This is a genomic window from Pseudomonas sp. WP18, from assembly GCF_036689585.1.
In the GTDB taxonomy this organism is placed as follows: domain Bacteria; phylum Pseudomonadota; class Gammaproteobacteria; order Pseudomonadales; family Pseudomonadaceae; genus Aquipseudomonas; species Aquipseudomonas chlororaphis_E.
On the sequence record NZ_CP144758.1, the window covers coordinates 5,376,914 to 5,392,985 of the forward strand.

Below are 16,072 nucleotides of genomic sequence, written 5' to 3' on the forward strand. Positions count from 1 at the left end.
GCATGGGCTGGAAGGCCCGGATGCAATTGCGTAAGGCAGGTGCTGCCCAGGAAGTTCAGGGTGCGCGATTGTACGCAAGCTGTTCCAGGCTTGCAAGTAGCCGTCCATCGCGCCTTGACACCTGCGGATGTGGGTCCTAGCATGCCGCGCAACCCTTCTGGAGCACCTGTCGCTGATGCAACCCCAAGCTTTCTACCGCGCGGTGGCGGACGATTTTAGCGCCGTCGACGGCATCATCAAGAAGCAGCTGACTTCCCGAGTGCCTCTGGTATCGAAAATCGGCGATTACATCACTTCAGCCGGTGGCAAGCGCCTGCGTCCTTTATTGGTGCTTTTGTGTGGCAAGGCCCTGGGCCGCGAAGGCGACGATATGCGCCTGCTGGCCGCCACCATCGAATTCCTGCACACCGCCACCCTGCTGCATGACGACGTGGTCGACATGTCCGGCATGCGCCGCGGCCGCTCGACTGCCAACGCCATGTGGGGCAACGCCCCCAGCGTGCTGGTAGGCGACTTCCTGTACTCGCGCTCGTTCGAAATGATGGTCGAACTGGGCTCGATGCCGGTGATGAAGATCCTGTCCCAGGCCACGCGCATCATCGCCGAAGGCGAAGTGCTGCAACTGTCCAAGGTACGCGACGCCAGCACCACGGAAGAAACCTACATGGAGGTCATCCGCGGCAAGACCGCGATGCTCTTCGAGGCCTCGACCCACAGTGCCGCCGCCCTGGCCGGCGCCAGCGCCGAACAGAGCGAAGCGCTGCGCACCTTTGGCGACCACCTGGGCGTGGCATTCCAGTTGGTGGACGACCTGCTGGACTACAAGGGCGACGCCGAAACCCTGGGCAAGAACGTCGGTGACGATCTCGCCGAGGGCAAGCCGACCCTGCCACTGATCTACACCATGCGCGAAGGCACACCCGAACAGGCGGCGCTGGTGCGCCAGGCGATCCAGAAAGGCGGGATCGAAGACCTGGAAAGCATTCGGGCAGCGGTTGAAGCCTCCGGCTCGCTGGACTACACCGCGAAACTGGCCCGTGACTACGTCGCCCGCGCGATCAAGTGCCTCGATGCCCTGCCCTCCAGCGAATACCGCGATGCGCTGGTGGAACTGAGCGAGTTTGCGGTGGCGCGTACTCACTGATCACATAGATCGCAAAGAGCTTTTGTGGTGAGGAAGCCTGCTCCCTCACCACAAAAGCCCCGCATCGCCCTTCCAGCGGCAAAACCCTATACAATGTGCGCCCTTTTGTCCTCCTGATACCAAGGAACCCTAGTGAGCACGTTGCCTCCCTGCCCGAAATGCAATTCCGAATACACCTACGAAGACGGTACTCAACTGGTCTGCCCTGAGTGTGCCCACGAATGGTCCGCCAGCGGCGAGGTCGAGACGGCCTCCGACACCACGGTGAAGAAGGATTCGGTCGGTAACGTCCTGCAGGACGGCGACACCATCACCGTGATCAAAGACCTCAAGGTCAAGGGCACCTCGCTGGTGGTCAAGGTCGGCACCAAGGTCAAGAACATCCGCCTGTGTGAAGGCGACCATGACATCGACTGCAAGATCGACGGCATCGGCCCAATGAAACTCAAATCCGAGTTCGTCAGAAAAGTCTGAATCTGCCGTACGCCATCCCGCGCCTGCCGTGGGATGGTGCCCCCACCTCCCCGATCCCACCCCGCCTTGCACGTACCAGCCCATTGCCAGCTGTCCTGAACATCGACCGCCCGTCGTCAGAAAACAAATCGGAACACCAATAGAGACTTGCTATTTAGCGAATAAGAATTATTCTCATCGAAACCCATCAAGGAGATGAGAACCATGACTTATTTGATCGACGCCTGGCTGGATCGCCCGCACCCCTACCTCAGGATCCTGCATCGGGAAACCGGGGAAGTCTGCGCAGTGCTTGAGGAAGAAGCCTTGAGCGAGCTGCAGGACCAGGGTGATCTGGACCTCAACAGCCTCAATTCCAGCGAGCCGCTGGTGCTCAAGGAGCTGGTGCGCAACCTGTTCCTATTCTGCTACGCCAGGGCATTGCGCCCGACTGGCGATTTCAATGGCAGGTTTCACGGATGAGCATGAAGACAATGTGGGAGCGGGCTTGCTTGCGAAGGCGGTACATCAGTTAGCTGATAGGTCGACTGAAAGTCCGCTTTCGCGAGCAAGCTCGCTCCCTCATTTTGCCCACTGTTAAACCGGGCAGGGTCTTACAGGACGTCCAGCAACTCGACGTCGAACACCAGTACGCTGTGCGGCGGAATGCTGCCAACGCCTTGAGCGCCGTAAGCCAGTTCGCTCGGCACGTACAGGCGCCATTTGCTGCCGGCGTTCATCAGTTGCAACGCTTCGGTCCAGCCTGGGATCACGCCGCCGACCGGGAATTCGGCAGGCTGGCCACGATCGTAGGAGCTGTCGAACACCGTGCCATCGATCAGGGTGCCGTGGTAGTGGGTACGCACCTGGTCTTCACGGGTCGGCTTGGCGCCTTCGCCCTGGGTCAACACTTCAAACTGCAGGCCCGATGCCAGGGTGGTGATGCCTTCGCGCTTGGCGTTTTCGGCCAGGAATGCACGTCCTTCGCCCGCCGCGGCTTCAGCCTTGGCAGCCGCTTCGGCTTGCATGATTTCGCGGATGACCTTGAAGCTGGCGGACATCTCTTCCTGGCCCACGCGGCTTGGCTTGCCGGCGAAGGCGTCGGTCAGGCCAGCCAGGATCGCGTCCAGGCTGACGCCCGGTGGCGGGTTGTCGCGCAGTTGGTCGCCCAACTGACGGCCAATGCCGTAGCTGACGCGGGTTTCGTCGGTGGACAGGTTAACTTCGGACATGGTGCTGCTCCGCTGTGCGGACGGCCCGGGAATGGCCATGGATGACACGGCGCTTCCCGGAGCGCCCGGAACCAAAAGGGCGAGCAGACTAGCACAGATGCCGGGGCGGATGACCAACACCCGCGCCAAAGCACGCCGCCAGAAACGACAACGCCCACCGGCTTCTCAACAGGTGGGCGTTGCACCAGCACGCGGGACGCGCCTCAGTGCTTGGTCAGTTTATCCAGGTAACCCATGGCAAACGCCGAGACCACGAAGGTCATGTGGATGATCACGTACCACATCAGGTGCTCGGGATCGACGTTCTTGGCGTCCATGAAGATGCGCAGCAGGTGGATGGAGGAAATCGCCACGATCGAGGCAGCCACTTTCATCTTCAGCGAGGAAGAGTCCATGGTGCCGAGCCAGTTGAGCTTTTCCTTGTCGGAGTCGATGTCCAGTTGCGAGACGAAGTTTTCGTAGCCGGAAATCATCACCATCACCAGCAGCCCGCCCACCAGCGCCATGTCGATCAGCGACAGCAACACCAGGATCAGGTCGGACTCGGCCATGGAAAACACGTTGGGGATAACGTGGAAGACTTCCTGGAAAAATTTCAGTGCCAGTGCCAGCAAGCCCAGGGACAGCCCGAAGTAGATCGGCGCCAGCAACCAACGGGAGGCGTACATTGCATTTTCGATAAAGCGTTCCATTGAGTCTCACACCAGGGCTGAAAAATCGCGGCGAGTATATCAGCCACGAGCGGCCCTACAAACGCCAGGCCACATCCCTGGACCCGGCGCAACAGCCAAGAGCTGCGTGATGGAAACGCTCAATGCAGCGGGCGATACTCGAAGCCGCCCACGTTGCGACACCGCCCGCCATTGATCTCACGCAGTTGGGCCTGCATGTGCAGGCACCAGATCTGTGGGTCGTTGGCCAGCTCATAGCCGTGCAACGTCAGGCTCTGGACGATGGTATCGAGGATGGTTTCGGCGGCGTTCGGGCCGGCAAATGGGCCCTGGGCCTTGATGGCGGAAGGTTGTTCACCGGCCATTCCGGCGGCAAAGAGCAAGGTCCACATACCGGTATCTCCCGCCAGTGGGCGGATGGCGCATTCGATACGGGTCACAAGGCCCAGGCATTGACGAGTGAGACAAAGGTTGCGCGACATGGCGGCGCCCCTCGGTAGATCCGGTATTCAGTCCCAGGAGGGGGCTGTTTCGATCCAATGATGGCTCTCGTTATCCTTGAGCTGAGGATAGAAGAAAAGTTCCGGGCGCAAAGGGTTTCGAGACCAGAATACGCCGAGCGGTCACAGTGTGAATATTGACGCCAAAGTGGTGGCATTACTAACAGGAAATCACTGCAAAACCTATTGTGGGAGCGGGCTTGCTCGCGAAAGCAATGTGTCAGCTGACGACTATGCCAGCTGGCAAACCGCTTTCGCGAGCAAGCCCGCTCCCACAGGGTTTACAAGAACATCAAACCGGCTTGGCCTCCGCCAGGGCCTGCTGGGCCAGTTCCTTTTCCGCTTCCTTGATGTCGTCTTCGCTGATCATTTCGGCGATGACCCGCAGGCGCTCCACCACCCGGGCGTTGACGCTGCCCTCCGGAAACTCGCCGTTCTCATCGGGCTCACCGGCCGGCTCACCCACCAGCAGGCTCAACGCCTCGTCGGCCTGGCGGACCGCATAGACGTGGAATTGCCCGGCGCGCACGGCGGCCAGCACCCGCTCATCGAGCATCAGCGTCGCGACGTTGGCCTGGGGGATGATCGCCCCCTGCTCGCCCGTCAGCCCGCGGGCTTCGCAGAGGCGGAAGAAGCCTTCGATCTTCTCGTTGACCCCGCCCACCGCCTGCACTTCGCCAAACTGGTTGATCGAGCCGGTGATGGCGAAGCATTGCTTCAACGGCGTCTTCGACAGGGCCGAAATCAGCGTGCACGCCTCACCCAGCGAGGCGCTGTCGCCGTCCACGTAACCGTAGGATTGCTCCAGGGCGATACTGGCCGAGATCGCCAGCGGGAATTCCTGGGCATAACGGCTGCCCAGGTAACCGGTGAGGATCATCACGCCCTTGGAGTGGATCGGTTGGCCGAGGTTGACCTCGCGCTCGATGTCGACGATGCCGCTGCCGCCCGGGTACACCGTGGCGGAGATCCGTGCCGGCACGCCAAACGCCGAATCACCGACCTCCAGCACCGTCAGACCGTTGCACTTGCCCACGGCGGCGCCGTCGGTGTCGATCAGGATGATCCCCGCCAGCATGTCGTCGAGGATCCGCGCCGAGACGCGTCCGGTGCGGGTGGCCTTGGCTTTCAGTGCGCGTTCGATATGGCCGGCATCGGTCATTTCGTCACCGGCCAGCTGGCGAATGAAATCCGCTTCGCTGACCAGTTGGAACAGGTCGCCGATACGCGCCGACAGACGCCCCTGGTGCTCGGCCAGGCGAGCACTGTAGGTCGCCAGGCGAGCCACCGCATCAGCGGTCAACGGCGCCATGCCCTCCTCCGAGGTGCGGGTCTTGAGCAACTGGGCGAACTGCTCCAGGCTTTCATCGCCCATCGGGATGTCTTCGTCGAAGTCCACCAGCACGCGAAACATTTCCTGGAAGTCCGAGTCCAGGTCCTGCAAGGCGTAGTAGAGCTGGCGGGCGCCAATGATCACGACCTTGACCTGCAACGGGATGTGCTGCGGCGTCAGGGTCACCGTGGCCAGTCGCCCCAGCTCACCCAACGGCGATTCCATTTTCAGCTTGCGCGACTGCAGGGCGCGCTTGAGCGCATCCCACACGAATGGTTCGCCAAGCATTTTTTCCGCTTCGAGGATCAGGAACCCACCGTTGGCCCGGTGCAGGGCCCCTGGACGCAACTGCCGGTACGTGGTGTAGAGCGCGCCCTGGTCGGTGCTGTATTCAATGCGGCCGAAGAGGTTGTCGTAGGTCGGGTGCGGCTCGAACACCACCGGCGCACCGCCGCTGGACGGATGCCCCACCACCAGGCTCGGGGCGTATTGTTCCTCCAGCAGCTTGCGGGCAACGGCGTCGGTCTTGCTGTCATCCACCAGTTGCTCGACCACCGTGCGCAGCAGGTTGACCTGCATGGCTTGCAGATAACCGCAGACGGCGGCGTTCTCGGCGTACTTTTCCGACAACGGCGCCAACAGCGGTTGCAGGGCCAGGGTGATGGTTTCTTCGTTGAGCTGACGCAACTGGTTGTTGGACTCGCGCTTCCACTGCGGCAGGCTGGCGAGTTCTTCGTTCAGGCGCTCTTCCAGGCTGGAGATATCCTCGTGGAAACGCTCGCGCTCGGCTTCCGGCAACTGGGCGAATTCCGCCTCGTCCAGGGCCTTGCCCTCGCTCATCGGCGTGAAGGCGATGTTGCTGCTGTCGCGGTACAGCGCGACGTCCTTTTCCAGCGCCAGGCGCTCGATCACATCGAGGGCGCGGTCGTATCGCTGGTTGAAGGCGCGATCGATGGCGCTCTTCTTCTGTTGGTAGGACGGGTGCTCGAACACCGCGGGAAAGGTCGCCAGCAGGTTGTCGATCAGGCCGTTGATGTCGGCGATGAAGGCGCCGGCAGTGCCCGATGGCAGCTCCAGTGCACGGGGTTCGCGAGGCTCATCGAAATTGTTGACGTAGACCCAGTCCGCCGGGGTCTGCATGCGCTTGCCCTCGGCCTTGAGGTAGCGCTTGACGAACGAGAACCGACCGGTACCGGGCTCGCCCATGACGAATACGTTGTAACCGGGGCGCGGCATGGCCACGCCGAACTGCAAGGCTTCGACCGCACGTTCCTGGCCGAGCACACCGCGAAAGGGCTCCAGATCATTGGTGGTAGAGAAGCTGAACTGTTCAGCGGAAAACGGACGGGTCAGCGCTTCAGGCGCTAGACGCAAGCTGGCAGCAACAGGATCAGGCATCGGGCTTCCTTACATCAGGCGGGGCAGATAGCGGCATTCTGGCGCTGCCCATGCCTGACTGGCAAGGAGCGCCTCAGGCCAAAGCATAGTCGAGCGAGCGCGCCGGCCCGGGCTCGGTCCATTCACGACCCCACGGATTGTTTTTGCAAAATGTCACGGAACCCCAGGATCGTGCCTAAACTCCAAATTGCGCGGCTGGAACAATAACCGGCCCACTGGCACGCGTGGTTGAAGCCACAAAGGCGCCAGACCCTGTCCATTGGTATGCACATAAAGAGAACATAGCTATGAAACGGATTCTTCTCGGTACTCTCTTCACCGCTGTATCCATCAACGCCATGGCTCAGGCGCCAGGCGGCCCGGATTGCGGTTGGGGCAACATGCTGTTCGAAGGTCAGCGTGGCACTCCGGCTCACTTCCTGGCATCCACCACCAACGGCACCTCCGGTAACGCCACCTTCGGCATGACCTCCGGCACCAACGGCTGCTCGACCAACGCGGCACTGACCTACGGTGGCAAGTCCTGGCTGGCCATGAATGGCATGATGAACGAGCTGTCCGAAGACATGGCCAAGGGTCAGGGCGAAGCGCTGACCACCTACGCCGTGGTACTGGGCGTGGCGCCGGAAGATCGCGCACACTTCTCGGCCGTTACCCACGAGCACTTCCAGCAGATCTTCAGCAAGGCTGACGTGACCGCCGAAGACGTGCATACCAATACCCTGGCCGTCCTGAAGAACGATCCTCGCCTGGCCAAATACGCCACTCAAGCTTAAGCTCGACCGCACTCGCTCCTCTCGGGGAGCGGGTTTTCTTTCTGGGGCCCCTTGCGCTCTTTTTTTTCGACTTTCCAAGTAGCCGACTATGCTCAAACGCTTTGCCTGGCTGGCGCTCTGTGTGTGCGCCCCGCTGTCCGCAGCGCCTCATGTCGACCCTCAACGTTTGCAGCAACTGGCCAATGACCGCTTCTGGATTTCCCTGGGCCACTATGAAACCGCCAAGCTGGGCGGCTGGCGCAGCTACATCAGCGACAAGAAATTCTTCCTCGCGCCCGACGGCAATCAGCACCCCGACCGTGAACTGACCGCCACGCTGCAAGCCTTGTATGGCCCGGCCAGTGCCGGCCAGCAGCACGCCCAATGCGTGTACCCGGCGCGCACGCGCTGGCTCAAGGCGCAGCTCAAGCTGACGGACCTGCCCGCCGTCGACTGCAGCGAATTCAACCAATGGTTCAAGGACGTCTCGCCCCACAGCGCGGTGATGATTTTCCCGGCCGCGTACCTCAACAGCCCGTCCTCGATGTTCGGCCATACCCTGCTGCGCATCGACCAGGCCGACGTGCAAAGCGACAAGACCGCCTTGCTCAGCTACGCGATCAATTTCGGCGCCTACATCGAAGGTTCGGACAACAGCATCCTCTACGCCTGGAAGGGCTTGATGGGGGGCTATCCCGGCCTGTTCGCCCTGGTGCCCTACCAGGAAAAACTTTCCGAGTACCGAAGCCTGGAGAACCGCGACCTGTGGGAGTATCGCCTCAACCTGAGCCAGGTCGAAACCGAGCGCATGGTCGAACACGTCTGGGAACTCAAGCAGATCCAGTTCGACTACTTTTTCTTCGACGAAAACTGCTCCTATCGCCTGCTTGAACTGTTGCAGGTGGCGCGCCCCAGCCTGCGCCTGACCGAACAGTTCCCGCTGACCGCCATCCCCACCGATACCGTCAAGGCGGTGAAGGACGCCGGCCTGGTGGAAAGCATCCAGTACCGACCGTCCCGGGAGCGGGAACTGCTCAGCCGTGCCGAACCGCTCAGCGATGACGAACAACAATGGGTGCTGAAGGTCAGCGCCGACCAGCAACAACTGCAAGCCGACGCCTTCAAGGCGCTGCCACGGGACCGCCAGGCGCTGATCGTCGATGCGGCCTACCGCCTGGAGCGCTACCGCGCCAACGGCCAGGAGCGCGACCCACAGCGCTCCCAGCGCAGCTTCGAATTGTTGCGGGCGATCAACCAGAATCCCGCGCCGGAACTCGACATCCCGCAGCCGGGCCTGCCCGAGGACGGCCATGAATCCCGCACCTGGCAGGCCGGCCTCGGCACCCGGGGCGACCGGGCGTTCGGCGAGTATGGCTTGCGCATGGCCTATCACGACCTCAACGACAACGCCGAGAGCTTCCCGCTGGGGGCCCAGATTGAAATCCTGCAACTCAAACTGCGCCAGTACGAAGGCAATGACTGGCAGGTGCAACAACTCGACCTGGCGACGATTCGCTCTCTGACGCCGCGCAACGAGTTGTTGCAGCCATGGTCCTGGCAGGTTACCGGCGGCCTGGAGCGAGTGCCGGGCAAGCACGACGATGAAACCCTGGTCAGCCACGTCAACGGCGGTGCCGGCGGGACCTGGGCATTGGGCGAAGATGTGCTGGGGTTCGCCCTGGGCACGGTGCGGGTCGAGCACAACAACGACTTCGCCGAGTTCATCGCCCCGGCCGGCGGCTTCAACAGCGGCGTGCTGTGGAAAAACCCGCTGGGCAACCTGAGCCTGGAAGCCAAGGGCGACTACTTCGTCAACGGCGAAGTGCGCCGCAGCCTGAGCCTGAACCAGCAATGGGAATTGTCCCGCAACCTCGGCCTGCGCCTGAGTGCCCAACGTGAATTCAGCCACCTCGCCTCGCCGGAGAACGAAGTGATGCTCGAGGTGAAGTGGTACCACTACTGACGCCGACGGCCGTCAATCGAGCGCCCCCGCCAGGGCGTTCGTCACCTGCCCAACGGATTGCTCACAACGCTTTCACATCGGCCTGACGAATCCGCTTCTAGACTTCAGGTACAGGTGAATCCGGCAGGAAGGCAGAAAATGAGGCGGGCGGTGGTGGTATTGGCGGTACTGATGTTGCTTGGCGGTTGCGAGACCACTCACGAGGACCTCATTGCCCGAGGTTTCCCACCGGCCTTCGCCGACGGCTACGACGACGGTTGCAGCAGCGGCCGGCAAGCCGCCGGCGTGATTACCGGTCAGTTCCGCAAAGATGTGCCGCGCTATCTGAAGGATCCCCGCTACGCCGAAGGCTGGAGCGACGGGTTCCGGCAGTGCCAGGCCATGCGCGAAAGCGAAGAGCGCGATGCCTATCGCGAACGCCATTGGGACGAGCGCGAACGCGCCTGGCAACAGGAAAAGGATCGGGACGCCGGCCGGGCTTATCGCTCGCAGTGAGTCGCGCACAGACATTCGTCGAAACCAAAAGCCTGCGACCATGGCCCAAACTCCAACAGAGGAGAACACCATGAGTCGCGCTTTCGTCAACGAAGACAACGCCGCCGCCCAGGCCGACCAGCCAGTCGAACGCCAGGTCAGCGCACAACCGAACTACGTCACGCCCAGCGGGCTCGCCGAGTTGCAGGCGCGGGTCGCACAGTTGCAGGCGTTGCACAGCCAGCAGACAGCCCGCGGCGATCAGGCCGATAAGCAGCGGATCGCGGACATCGAACGTGACCTGCGCTATTTCAACCTGCGCCTGCAAAGCGCCCAGGTCGTGGCGCCGACGTCATCCGATCAGGTCCGGATTGGACACTGGGTGACCTTCGCCGACGAACTGGACCAGCAGCAACGGGTGCAACTGGTGGGCGAGGACCAGGCCGACGCGGCCAGCGGGCTGATCAACTGGGGATCACCCCTGGGCCGGGCGTTGCTGGGAGCGAAGTTGGGGGATGAGGTGGTCTGGCAGCGACCGGTGGGCGATCTTTGCATTGAAGTGATTGCAATCGAACTGCCCTGAAGGCCGCGCGACGGCATCTTGCTATTGGGTTAACTCACAACTAACAGCCATTCGCTTAGTTGCCTGTAGCGACAGGTAACTGCAACATGAGGTTATAACCGCAAGTTTGCGCTTATCGAAGTCCATGCTACTGTTTTTCCCGCGTCGAAACCGGCGCAAACAAAAACAAGGAGATGCATGATGGGCGAACACATTTTGGCAATGTCCGGTGACTTCGACGGCGACTTCAATGCCTACCAACAGGTAAACCACCTCGGCATCGAATCGGCGGCGCGGACCATTGTCGAGTGCGGCACTGTGCATTGCACCGCTATCTTGTGCTGAATCCTGCTCTTTGAAGTCAATCCGCACCGCGGGCACTTCGACACTCCCTAACCCTATCCCTTAATAACTTCATGACATCCCACCGTTCGGATGCGCTGTCTGGCACCCGATCGCCCGTGGGTCACTGTATTGAATTGATCAACCTGATGAGGAACACATCATGAGCGAACAGATCCTGAACATGTCCGGCGATTTCTACCTCGAGTTCGACGCCTATCAAGCGCCGGCCAGCAACATCGCCGCAATCCTGGCGACGACGATGGAATGCAACACGTTCGGCACCTGCACCAACCTCGAGTGCTCGACACTCGGGTGCTGATCCAGCCCACTGACCGTCGCAACAGGCAACATCGATAAACATGGAGCAGGCACCGCCTGCTCCATCCATGCCAGGAGCTAGGCATGCTTGTTAACGCTTTGAAGTGGGATCAGCGAGGGCAGTACACAGGCGCTTCCACACTCGACATCGCCCTGTTCGAAAACAACCTGACTCGCCTGCACGCCGATGACCAGGCTTTGCTGGATCACTTTGGTCTGGGCCGGGAACAACTGCTGAAACACGTCAGCGCCCCCAACCACCAACACCGCCTGCCCCCCAGCAGCGAATCATGCCTGCAAAGTTTGGAACAGAAGCTGGCCCACCTCGACAGACTTCCTGTCGAAACAAAAACAAGCGCAACTAAAAAAGATAACTTTCATGGCTTCGGCCAGCGGTTTCTTCTTTATTTCATCGACACGTTCAAGGCCGACAAGTGTTACTCCCAAGTTTCACCGCACATTGACGAGTCGGCCTTGCTCGCAAGCCTCGAACAGTATGTTCTGGCCCGGGTGAGTCGCACCTCAGAACAAAGTCTTGTGCATCATTTGAATACGCGAATTGCGCAAGGCGAAAACATTGACCTGGGCACCTTCAATGAACAACTGCGCACGTTACCACTGCGGCCACTCTTCGAGTGCTACCCGGTACTGGCAACGCTGCTGTTCGATCAATTGGAAGATACCCTCAACTATCTTTATGCGGTCATTCTCCATTTCGCAGCCGACCTCGCATTATTGGAGGCCGCGTTTTCAATCGCAGCTCGGCAAATCAGCGCAATTGAACTGGGCCTCGGTGACCCCCACGGGCGCGGCGAAACGGTCTGTCTGGTCAGCGTCGGCAGCGTTTCACTGGTCTACAAACCTCGGGCAAGCCGGGAAGCGCTTTTCTACAACCGCTTGCTTGAACACCTGCACGAGTGGACCGGCGCGGACTGCTTCTCTGTGCGCGGGCCAAGGATTTTCAGCCGCCCGCGGCATAGCTGGATAGAAAAAATCGACAACCTGCCCTGCGAACAGGCAACGGATGTCGAGTTGTTCTACAAGAGAATGGGCGCCCAGATCGCCGTCATTCATGCCTTGAACGGCATCGACTTTCATTACGAGAACATCATTGCCTGCGGCAGCAGCCCGGTCATGATCGACCTCGAATGCCTGTTCACGGCGTCCACCAGCGACTTGCTGACGGAGTTGCCCGCGGGCTGCGCACTGTCCAGCAGTTTCAAGGCGATCCAGCAATCCATCTGTTCCAGCGGCTTCGTGCCCTTTTCGCAAAAGTCCAATAACGACCAGAGCGGGCTGACTCGCCAGGCCCTGTTCATTTCCACCCGTCGCGCCCTGGTTTTCGAGGGCGGGTTCTACCACCTGCGCAAAATCGAATTCGAGCATCAGTTGGCGCAAAAACACCTGCCCCTGCTGCAAGGCGAGCGAATAGGGCCGCAGGCCTATAAGACCGCGCTGTTCAAAGGCTTCGAATACGCTTACGGCGCACTGATGGTTCATCGGCACGCGATCATGGAGATGCTCGAACAATCCGCCGGCGAACTGACCACCCGCGTATTGCTCAAGAATTCGCAGCGCTACGCTGACTTTATCGGGCTGATCCGCCACCCACGCTTCATGCAGAACATGCTCGACCGAGAACTGCTGCTTGCAACCCTGTGGAAAGATCTAAAAGAGCCCTATCGGGAAAGAGGTATTGCCCGCTATGAAATAGCCGACCTGCAAAGGTCCAGTATTCCGTGTTTCACCATGGCGCTGAACGCCCGCTGCTTTACCAGCGCACAAGGTGAAACCGTCGAGATGGCAACCCTGGAGCCTCCATTAAAAAGTTGCCTGCAAAAAATCAGTCACCTGTCCCGTGAGGACTGGGCCCTGCAACGCACACTCCTGGACATCTGCCTGTTCCCAGAGCCACCCTCACCGGAAACGCGAACACCCCTACTCCCTGGAAAAGAACCGCCAGCAGAGCGACTCGACGCGGTCCTGGCCATCAGCGCCCGCCTCGATGAACTTGCCGTGAGGGGCACGGCAACCGACGTCCGCTGGCTGTCTTTTCATACTCACCCCACGAGCCTGCGCAAATACCCGGCGCCGATGGACCATGGGTTGTATTCGGGTATCGCCGGGATCGGCCTGTTTTACCTGGCCGCGTTCAAAGTCGGTGGCCAGTCGCACTGGCTGTCGCGCCTGGATCGGATCCTGGACGCCCTGGACCAGCACTTCGGCTTTTTCCGAACCGACCTGACTGTCAGCGCTTATCACGGTCTGGGGGCCTACCTTTACTTGCTTATCAATCGCCGCCGGATCACCGCGGATGCCCGCCATGATGAAAAGATTACCGGCTTGCTTACCCAACTGATCGAAATCCCCCCTGAGCGCTACGATTTCGACTTCCTCGCAGGCTGTTGTGGCGCGGTGACACTCCTGGCCAATCTCCATGAGTCGTCGGCACAGAACGAGGTGCTGCCGGCCCTCCGGCGGATGGTCGACTACATACGGGAGCAGGTCCTGATCGAAGAGGGTCGGCTTCTACGGCGCGATGATCGCTCCGTCATCCTGACGGGCTTGTCCCACGGTCTCTCGGGCGTCATCCATGCCCTGTGCAAGGCCTATGACGTGACCGGGGATGCGACGCTGGTGCCTTTGGCCATCCAGGTGCTCGAAGGTGAGAACCGCTTGAGCCGGGACGGTTTCTGGCTGGACCTGAGGAACCTCGGACCAGTGGACCATACGTCCAAGTGGTGCCATGGCGACGGCGGTGTGCTCATTGCCAGGCGACAGCTGCTGCAATCGATGGGGGATGTGCTGGACGCGGCGACCCGACAGACCGTGCTCGACGACATACAGCGATGCGAGCGCAATCTCTGGGAGCACGGGTTGGGTGAGGGTTACAACCTGTGTCACGGCGATTTCGGCAATCTGTTGTGCTTGCATGACCTGTATCGGCATTCAGGCAACGCCGATGGCATGAACAGGGTCAGGACAGCCCTAGACGAGGCCGCCCGGCATTTTTTTGCAGGACCTTGGCTGGACAACGACAGGGTGCCCGACGTCAGCCTGCTGACGGGCATCACCGGTGTGGGCTATGCCTTGCTGTACGAGATGGACCCGACGATCCCCAACATTCTCACGCTCGATTTTGCGCCACAGGCCTAGCGCCTGACCTGCATGGCGAGGGAGCACGCTCCCTCGCCATGGGTTCAGCGACCTTGCGGTCGCACGCCCCTCAAGCCAGCTTCTTGTGCCGCACACGGTGCGGCTGGGCAGCGGCCTCGCCGAGGCGTTTCTTGCGATCGGCTTCGTACTCGGTGTAGTTGCCTTCGAAGAACACCGCCTGGGAGTCGTCTTCGTACGCCAGGATGTGAGTTGCCACGCGGTCAAGGAACCACCGATCGTGGGAGATCACAATGGCGGCGCCCGGGAAGTCCAGCAGGGCTTCTTCCAGGGAACGCAGGGTTTCGACGTCGAGGTCGTTGGACGGTTCGTCGAGCAGCAGGACGTTGCCACCCTCCTTCAGCGTCAGCGCCAGGTGCAAACGGCCGCGCTCACCGCCGGACAGGTCCTTGACGAACTTCTGCTGGTCGCCGCCCTTGAAGTTGAAACGCCCTACGTAGGTGCGCGACGGGATTTCGTAGTTGCCGATGCGGATCTGGTCGGAGCCGTCGGAAATCTGCTGGAACACTGTCTTGCTGCCGTCCAGGTCTTCGCGGCTCTGGTCGACGCAGGCCAGTTGCACGGTTTCGCCGATCTCGATGCTGCCCGAGTCCGGTGTTTCCTTGCCCATCAGCATGCGGAACAGCGTGGATTTACCCGCGCCGTTACCACCGATGACACCGACGATGGCGCCCTTGGGCATGGAGAACGACAGGTTGTCGATCAGCACACGGTCGCCGTAGCCTTTGGTGACGTTCTTGAACTCGATGACCTTGTCGCCCAGGCGTGGACCGGCCGGGATGTAGATCTCGTTGGTTTCGCTGCGCTTCTGGAATTCCTGCGACTGCATTTCCTCGAAGCGTTGCAGGCGAGCCTTGGATTTGGACTGGCGGGCCTTGGCGCCTTTGCGCACCCACTCCAGTTCTTCCTTCATGGCCTTTTCATGGGCCGACTGCTGCTTGGATTCCTGGGCAAGACGCTCAGACTTGGCTTCCAGCCAGCCCGAATAGTTGCCTTCGTACGGGATGCCGGCGCCACGGTCGAGTTCCAGGATCCAGCCGGCGACGTTGTCGAGGAAGTAACGGTCGTGCGTGATCGCTACCACGGTGCCCGGGAAATCGTGCAGGAAGTGTTCGAGCCAGGCGACGGAATCGGCGTCCAGGTGGTTGGTCGGTTCGTCGAGCAGCAGCATGTCCGGGGCGGACAGCAGCAGGCGGCACAGGGCCACGCGGCGTTTTTCACCACCAGACAGGTGCTCGACCTTCGCGTCCCAGGCTGGCAGGCGCAGCGCATCGGCGGCCACTTCCAGCTGACGCTCCAGGTTGTGGCCGTCGCTGGCTTGCAGGATGGCTTCGAGCTTAGCCTGTTCGGCGGCCAGCTTGTCGAAATCGGCATCGGGATCCGCGTAGGCGGCATAGACCTCGTCCAGGCGTGCCTGGGCATCCTTGATCACGCTGACCGCTTCCTCGACCACTTCGCGAACGGTCTTGGTCGGATCGAGCTGCGGTTCCTGCGGCAGGTAGCCGATGTTCAGGTCCGGCATCGGACGGGCTTCGCCGTCGAATTCATTGTCGACACCGGCCATGATTTTCAGCAGCGTGGACTTGCCCGAGCCGTTGAGGCCCAGCACACCGATCTTGGCGCCGGGGAAGAACGACAGCGAAATGTTTTTCAGGATTTCCCGCTTCGGCGGAACAACTTTGCTCAGCCGATGCATGGTGAAGACGTATTGAGCCATGGTGAACCTAGCGTCAGTGACAGGTGAAAAGAA

15 protein-coding genes are annotated in these 16,072 nt (G+C 60.9%); 10 read left to right on the forward strand and 5 right to left on the reverse strand.

What is annotated here, in order from left to right; all coding sequences use genetic code 11:
- Positions 1-175 precede the first annotated feature (175 nt).
- The 3 genes from V5F23_RS23930 (at position 176) to V5F23_RS23940 (ending at position 2,080) form a co-directional block, all read left to right on the forward strand.
- Entirely contained in the window at positions 176-1,144 is a 969-nt protein-coding gene (locus V5F23_RS23930; RefSeq protein ID WP_042730794.1) for a polyprenyl synthetase family protein, read from the forward strand.
- A 132-nt stretch (positions 1,145-1,276) separates the two neighbouring features.
- Positions 1,277-1,618: a zinc ribbon domain-containing protein YjdM gene (locus V5F23_RS23935; RefSeq protein WP_042731941.1), complete on the forward strand. Its 342-nt coding sequence runs from the start codon at positions 1,277-1,279 to the stop codon at positions 1,616-1,618.
- Between the two features lie 204 nt (positions 1,619-1,822).
- The gene (locus V5F23_RS23940; protein ID WP_042731942.1) at positions 1,823-2,080 is read left to right on the forward strand and encodes a hypothetical protein; all 258 of its coding nucleotides are present in this window, start codon (positions 1,823-1,825) and stop codon (positions 2,078-2,080) included.
- 131 nt (positions 2,081-2,211) lie between these two features.
- Here V5F23_RS23940 and V5F23_RS23945 read toward each other — a convergent pair whose 3' ends face one another.
- The 4 genes from V5F23_RS23945 to V5F23_RS23960 form a co-directional block, all read right to left on the reverse strand.
- Positions 2,212-2,829, reverse strand: a complete 618-nt coding sequence (locus tag V5F23_RS23945; protein WP_042731943.1) for an FKBP-type peptidyl-prolyl cis-trans isomerase — start codon at positions 2,827-2,829, stop codon at positions 2,212-2,214.
- Between the two features lie 203 nt (positions 2,830-3,032).
- A complete protein-coding gene (locus tag V5F23_RS23950) occupies positions 3,033-3,521 on the reverse strand; it encodes a TIGR00645 family protein (protein ID WP_042731944.1) in 489 nt (162 codons plus the stop codon).
- A gap of 119 nt (positions 3,522-3,640) precedes the next feature.
- A complete protein-coding gene (locus V5F23_RS23955; RefSeq protein ID WP_042731945.1) occupies positions 3,641-3,982 on the reverse strand; it encodes a hypothetical protein in 342 nt (113 codons plus the stop codon).
- Positions 3,983-4,292: 310 nt separating this feature from the next.
- On the reverse strand, positions 4,293-6,731 hold the full coding sequence (locus V5F23_RS23960; protein WP_042731946.1) for an ATP-binding protein: 2,439 nt from the start codon (positions 6,729-6,731) through the stop codon (positions 4,293-4,295).
- Between the two features lie 287 nt (positions 6,732-7,018).
- On the opposite strand from V5F23_RS23960, the gene V5F23_RS23965 reads away from it, so the two are divergent.
- From V5F23_RS23965 to lanM, 7 genes are all read left to right on the forward strand, one after another.
- On the forward strand, positions 7,019-7,507 hold the full coding sequence (locus tag V5F23_RS23965; RefSeq protein WP_030140293.1) for a DUF3015 domain-containing protein: 489 nt from the start codon (positions 7,019-7,021) through the stop codon (positions 7,505-7,507).
- Between the two features lie 88 nt (positions 7,508-7,595).
- On the forward strand, positions 7,596-9,449 hold the full coding sequence (locus tag V5F23_RS23970) for a DUF4105 domain-containing protein (RefSeq protein WP_338496798.1): 1,854 nt from the start codon (positions 7,596-7,598) through the stop codon (positions 9,447-9,449).
- Positions 9,450-9,587: 138 nt separating this feature from the next.
- On the forward strand, positions 9,588-9,944 hold the full coding sequence (locus V5F23_RS23975; RefSeq protein WP_042732730.1) for a hypothetical protein: 357 nt from the start codon (positions 9,588-9,590) through the stop codon (positions 9,942-9,944).
- 70 nt (positions 9,945-10,014) lie between these two features.
- Positions 10,015-10,506, forward strand: a complete 492-nt coding sequence (locus V5F23_RS23980; RefSeq protein WP_042732729.1) for a GreA/GreB family elongation factor — start codon at positions 10,015-10,017, stop codon at positions 10,504-10,506.
- Positions 10,507-10,686: 180 nt separating this feature from the next.
- Positions 10,687-10,830 carry a hypothetical protein gene (locus V5F23_RS23985; RefSeq protein WP_185057691.1) on the forward strand — a complete coding sequence of 48 codons (144 nt, stop codon included), beginning with the start codon at positions 10,687-10,689 and terminating at the stop codon, positions 10,828-10,830.
- A gap of 160 nt (positions 10,831-10,990) precedes the next feature.
- Complete coding sequence (locus tag V5F23_RS23990) at positions 10,991-11,149, forward strand: hypothetical protein (RefSeq protein ID WP_172679685.1); 159 nt, start codon at positions 10,991-10,993, stop codon at positions 11,147-11,149.
- A 197-nt stretch (positions 11,150-11,346) separates the two neighbouring features.
- Positions 11,347-14,304: a type 2 lanthipeptide synthetase LanM gene (gene lanM / locus V5F23_RS23995; RefSeq protein WP_338496801.1), complete on the forward strand. Its 2,958-nt coding sequence runs from the start codon at positions 11,347-11,349 to the stop codon at positions 14,302-14,304.
- Positions 14,305-14,374: 70 nt separating this feature from the next.
- Here lanM and ettA read toward each other — a convergent pair whose 3' ends face one another.
- A complete protein-coding gene (ettA, locus tag V5F23_RS24000) occupies positions 14,375-16,039 on the reverse strand; it encodes an energy-dependent translational throttle protein EttA (protein WP_042730725.1) in 1,665 nt (554 codons plus the stop codon).
- Positions 16,040-16,072: the final 33 nt, after the last annotated feature.